General features: G+C 47.8%; 6 protein-coding genes and 1 pseudogene. 2 read left to right on the forward strand and 5 right to left on the reverse strand.

Translation table 11 applies throughout. The annotated features are described in order from the left end of the window. Positions 1-128: 128 nt before the first annotated feature. A pseudogene (locus tag IQ268_RS31745) lies at positions 129-490 on the forward strand (IS1 family transposase); the annotation flags it as partial. 291 nt (positions 491-781) lie between these two features. Here the strand turns inward: IQ268_RS31745 and IQ268_RS31750 are convergent. Together IQ268_RS31750 and IQ268_RS31755 are read right to left on the reverse strand one after the other, a co-directional pair. Beyond that, positions 782-1036, reverse strand: a complete 255-nt coding sequence (locus tag IQ268_RS31750; RefSeq protein WP_193887443.1) for a DUF4388 domain-containing protein — start codon at positions 1034-1036, stop codon at positions 782-784. A gap of 83 nt (positions 1037-1119) precedes the next feature. Then, positions 1120-1491: a roadblock/LC7 domain-containing protein gene (locus tag IQ268_RS31755; RefSeq protein ID WP_193887445.1), complete on the reverse strand. Its 372-nt coding sequence runs from the start codon at positions 1489-1491 to the stop codon at positions 1120-1122. Positions 1492-1652: 161 nt separating this feature from the next. Here IQ268_RS31755 and tnpA point away from each other — a divergent pair, with 161 nt between their 5' ends. Further along, complete coding sequence (gene tnpA / locus IQ268_RS31760; RefSeq protein WP_193887448.1) at positions 1653-2087, forward strand: IS200/IS605 family transposase; 435 nt, start codon at positions 1653-1655, stop codon at positions 2085-2087. A gap of 83 nt (positions 2088-2170) precedes the next feature. Here the strand turns inward: tnpA and IQ268_RS31765 are convergent, their stop codons facing one another. The 3 genes from IQ268_RS31765 to istB form a co-directional block, all read right to left on the reverse strand. Further along, on the reverse strand, positions 2171-2638 hold the full coding sequence (locus IQ268_RS31765; protein WP_193887450.1) for a hydrocarbon-binding protein: 468 nt from the start codon (positions 2636-2638) through the stop codon (positions 2171-2173). A 413-nt stretch (positions 2639-3051) separates the two neighbouring features. After that, positions 3052-3447 carry a hypothetical protein gene (locus IQ268_RS31770; RefSeq protein ID WP_193887452.1) on the reverse strand — a complete coding sequence of 132 codons (396 nt, stop codon included), beginning with the start codon at positions 3445-3447 and terminating at the stop codon, positions 3052-3054. Between the two features lie 414 nt (positions 3448-3861). Next, complete coding sequence (istB, locus tag IQ268_RS31775; RefSeq protein WP_193887454.1) at positions 3862-4566, reverse strand: IS21-like element helper ATPase IstB; 705 nt, start codon at positions 4564-4566, stop codon at positions 3862-3864. Between the last annotated feature and the right edge of the window lie 80 nt (positions 4567-4646).

The following is a 4646-nucleotide window of genomic DNA, read 5'->3' on the forward strand; positions in this document are numbered from 1 at the left end:
TGACAACCTTGCGATCTCAAAATCGCCCAGTGTTAGATTACTTGGTTGAGGCATGTCGGGCTGCTCGCCAGGGAGAACCTGTTCCATCCTTGCTGCCTACTGATACCCCCACCCCGTGAACGATTACAAAAAACAAAATCTGGCTGTGGAGTGCAGTAGACCATTTTCGAGCAGGTATCTTGGGCTGGGTGTTAGGTGGCCATAGTGCAAAGACGTTTGACCCCTTGTGGGCAATTGTTGGAGCATGGCAATGTTATTTCTACGTCACGGATGGTTGGAGTGTCTATCCAGGACTTATCCCACCAGGTGACCAGATTGTGAGCAAAACCTATATGACCCGAGTTGAAGGTGAAAAACACGATTGCGGCATTATCTAGCCCGGTTACATCGAAAAACGTTGTGCTATTCCAAAACAGAGAAAATGCTGAGACATTCGATCCGCTTGTTACTTCACTACTTGAGGTTTGGGGATGTCCCGATTCCTGCTTGATTCCTCCCACTAATCAGCAACGCCTGTTTTTCCAGGCACTATTGGCATCTCCTTTTCCACAGGAATTGTCCAATAGTGTCTTTTTATTTGGAGTCGCTTTTTGCGGTCTAGATTGCAAAAAGCGATCTCAACAATGCAAGATGACAACCCGCCAAAGGCATCGCCGTCACCCGCCAATGACATTGTCGTTTAATAGCATCTCTCAATATTCTCAAACGAAGCATCTGTCCTCACTGGAACTACACGATCAAGCCTCGCTCTGGACTCGACTCAAAAGTGTGAACTTATTTTTTAACAAGCCCTTAGTTCTGATGCGGTGCTGGCCTCGATCCATTTGCGCTTCACTAGCATAGAAACGAGTTCGGTATGGTCAAGACGATGGGCAGCAGCAACGATGCGACCCTGGCTCAACCAAACATAATGCAGTTGTTCGGTCTGGTTGTCTGGTGCAGTCTGAATGGTTAATAAGCCTGTTTTGCGACCTCGGTCTAAAATTTGTAAGATCTCTGGAAGAGATATGACAGACAGACGGCCAGTAATGGCCATACGATAATCCTCATCTGAAACAGGGCAAATGTCACGGGTTTGTCCAGAAGATGCTCCATAACATATTCTGGACGACAGGTCTTCTAGTTCAAGGTGCCCTTGAGTTCTGCAATGAGGCGCTTAATCTCAAGCATCATCAGCCCTTGCTTTACGGAGGAAGACGCCAGAACTAGCAGCACTGCATCTTCGCTGAAACCCATGAGTACTGCATATCCCTGATTACCTTCCACGAATAGGCGATCGATTGTACCGCGTGCCAATTCCTGACAAATTCGTTCGCCCAACGACAGCATTGCGGCAGACATTGCCGCAACTCTTTCTTCGTCCATGCTAGAGGGCAAGCTGGTTGCCAGCGTTAAACCGTCTAAAGAAACGAGGGCTGCACCTTGAATATCAGCGGTTTGGCTGACAAAACTCTGCAAAATTAACTCAAGACTCATGAGGTTAATTGCCATGACTGACTCCTGCTGTTAGTAATTTTTGTAGTTGGAATGATAGAAGCGCACCGAGAATTAAATTTGTTTGATTGTTCCAATGCGCTAGTACAAACGTGCGCACTTTCAGTGCGAGACTTTAGTAGTTCCTTTTCTCTGCGATAGGCTTGAGCTAGAAGCATATGGCAGAAAATCGACACAGTGGACATACGGTGACAAGGCTGACAGTTCATATCGTCTGGGTAACGAAGTACCGCTACCACGTTCTCAAAGCAGAGGTGCAGAAGCGGTGTCGAGAACTCATTATCCAAATCTGTGATGCCGAAGACATCAGGATTCTCAAAGGAGCGGTGAGCAAAGATCATGTTCATATGCACATTGAGCACCCTCCATCAAAAGCCATCAGTGAGATTGTCAAGCGGCTCAAAGGTAGAACGTCACGGATGCTGCAACAAGAGTATCCAGAGTTGCAGAAGCGCTATTGGGGCAAGCACTTTTGGGCGATCGGCTATGGCGCTTGGAGTACAGGCAACATCACCGAGGAATTGGTGGAAGAGTACTTGGAGCATCACCGCAGTCCATTGAACCTGGATCAAGATAATTTCATCTTGGAGTAGTGGACTTTCAGTCCCAGTCAAACCTATGCACTTCCAGTGCGACCCAGTCAAACCTATGCACTGGAAGTGCATAGTGGTTTAGTTCAGGTGAGCGGTTTAAACTCAAAAACGTTGTAGGGAGACCCTTTCAGCACCGAATCGGTGTGTTTACCTTGAAACCGTTTGCCCACAAGCTCTTCGAGTGCCCCCCAGACGGCACCCAAGGTAAACAGGCACTTGCGGTCAGAGCCTTGAGGTTCACCCGAAGTGCAAATATCTTCGGTAACGTAAACCGTAAAACCGTCGTCCGTTTGTTCAATTTTGTTGATCAGGCAAAGGCGAGTGCCCTGTTCCCCTAAAGCGGCTTGTAGCTTAGCAGTGACTTCTTCTAAAGATGCTGAGGTTTTGGATAGACCCAGGGATTGAACCAACTCTTTGCCCCGTTTGCGACCTGCGGCGGTGAGGGCGATCGCGGTTGCCTTGGCACCCAAGGCATCTTCCATACCGAGAATTATGGCTTTGGTGCAGATAATGCTGCCGTAGTCATCTAACTTTGGTCGAAGTGCAGACATGATAAACGTCTCGAAAGAAATTCAGTCTCGACGATAACACTGCACATAATTGAATCCAGGCGAACGAATACTTAATATTTGTAGACAATAACTTATTGTCTACGTGTTTGCCGAAACACAACGCGTGTTTCTAGATACTTGCAAGACGAATGACTTACTACGTAAACGTCCTAAAAGCGCTAAACAGAAGAATCTAATACATAGAGAGTGATTGCAACACAAGCAACACACAAAACGTTACTATTACGAATAGTAAATATTTTAGGCTCGACAAAGCTAGTAGATGCACGCAAGATGTTTGCCAACAGGTGTCGCGTCTTTTGCTAATTGGGCTCTTGCGCTATTTTGGTGATCTTGGTATTGAAAGTTCTCTAAACCCTTGAGTTTACGTTGGCTCTTTTAGCGATCGCATCTCATTTCACCAAATCTGCGTAAGAGTCTTCATCTGTAGGGTCAGTCAGGAGAGACAGAAGACGGTCAGCTCCAATGCCTAATTTCCCCATCGCTTGAGCGGCTGCCTGTCGTGCTTCCAGTGTTTGATTGCGGTTTTCCAACATGCCAATCAAATTGGGAGCAGCGATTTTAGCCGCCATTCCTCGCTGACTTAAATCTTCAGCCGCTCGTATCCGGTATTCCAGTTCTGGTGCTGACAATTCAGAGATCAATTTGCGAATCCGTCGATTTTCTTGCACTCGCTCTAATTCTTTGCGATCAACCCCCGCTTTGGGGTCTAGTTCTATTGCAACAAAATCTGGAATTTTCTTTTCTTTTGCCTTGTCTTCACAGCAATCCCATACTGCCAGTAACAAGCCCCGAATAACCTCTGGAATTTCGTTGGTGTGTTCAAGCGTCTGGTCAATCTCCTGGAAGAAGGCTCGCCAAGCGGTTTCTGAGTCTTCCTGGCTGCAATGGTGGTCTATACAATGAATTGCCTATCAAATGTCAACCTCATCGCGGTGTCGCGACAATCAAGTTGGCAGAATAGCAAATTAGGTAAGTAGAACTACCAGAGTTGAGATCAACCCTGACAAAACTTTGGCTGGATAAGGTTGAATGACTTGATAATTGAAAAGAGCAAGCTAAAGCCGTGCTGCAAGGGCAGAGTCAGCACGACAGTCAGGATCGAAATGTCAAACCTAAAACGAAATGACAATCAGGATCGAAATGTCAAACTTAGAACGAAATGACAACCCGAGAACGCTACAGTTTGCAGGAAGGGTGTCTCAAGTGGGGGAAGTAGATCGCGCTTGTGCAGACTGTTTGCGGTAGCTCTCGGCTTGAATGTCAATAATGAGGGCATGATGCACTAGTCGGTCAACCGCCGCGACGGTCATCATTGAGTCAGCAAAAATCGTATCCCATTGACTGAAGGGTTGGTTAGCCGTGATGAGTAAGCTCTTGCGCTCATAGCGATGGGCAATCAGTTCAAACAACACCGAGGTTTCTGCCTCCGACTTTTTGACATAGCCCAAGTCGTCAAGAACGAGCAGGTCAAAGCGGTCGAGCTTTTTGAGAGCCGCTTGTAGTTGCAAGTGCAGCTTTGCCTGCTGCAGGTGTTGCACCAGGGCGATAGCGGAAAAGAACTTGACGCGTTTACCAAACTCCACCATCGAACGGGCAATCCCGGTTGAAATGTGGGTCTTGCCAACGCCCGAAGCGCCAAAAATGAGGCAGTTGTCCGAGCGTGCTAACCAGGAGGGGTCTTCTGCTAGTTGCCGAATCGGAGCAGGATTGAGCTTAGGCGCATGAGACCAATCAAAGTTGGAGAGGGTTTTGCCACTGGGCAGTTGAGATTCTGTGAGGGAGCGTTTGAGCCAACTTTGCCAGCGATGGTGTGCCTCCAATTCGCAAAGTTGCAGCAAGAACTGGGCGTAAGACCACCCTTGCTGCATCGCTTGTTGTTCGAGCGATTCCCAGTGGTGCAGCATATGGGAGAGGTGCAGCCGCTTGAGATACAGGCTGAGGCTTTGGTAAGGGCTGACGGGAGGTTGAGTTGTCGGGGTTGGCG

This window comes from Oculatella sp. LEGE 06141, from assembly GCF_015207605.1.
Taxonomy (GTDB): Bacteria; Cyanobacteriota; Cyanobacteriia; order Elainellales; family Elainellaceae; genus Oculatella.

Coding starts and splice junctions, on each gene's coding strand:
- IQ268_RS31750 (WP_193887443.1), bottom strand. CDS start 1,036: ATGGCCATTACTGGCCGTCTGTCTGTCATATCTCTTCCAGAGATCTTA.
- IQ268_RS31755 (WP_193887445.1), bottom strand. CDS start 1,491: ATGGCAATTAACCTCATGAGTCTTGAGTTAATTTTGCAGAGTTTTGTC.
- tnpA (WP_193887448.1), top strand. CDS start 1,653: ATGGCAGAAAATCGACACAGTGGACATACGGTGACAAGGCTGACAGTT.
- IQ268_RS31765 (WP_193887450.1), bottom strand. CDS start 2,638: ATGTCTGCACTTCGACCAAAGTTAGATGACTACGGCAGCATTATCTGC.
- istB (WP_193887454.1), bottom strand. CDS start 4,566: ATGCTGCACCACTGGGAATCGCTCGAACAACAAGCGATGCAGCAAGGG.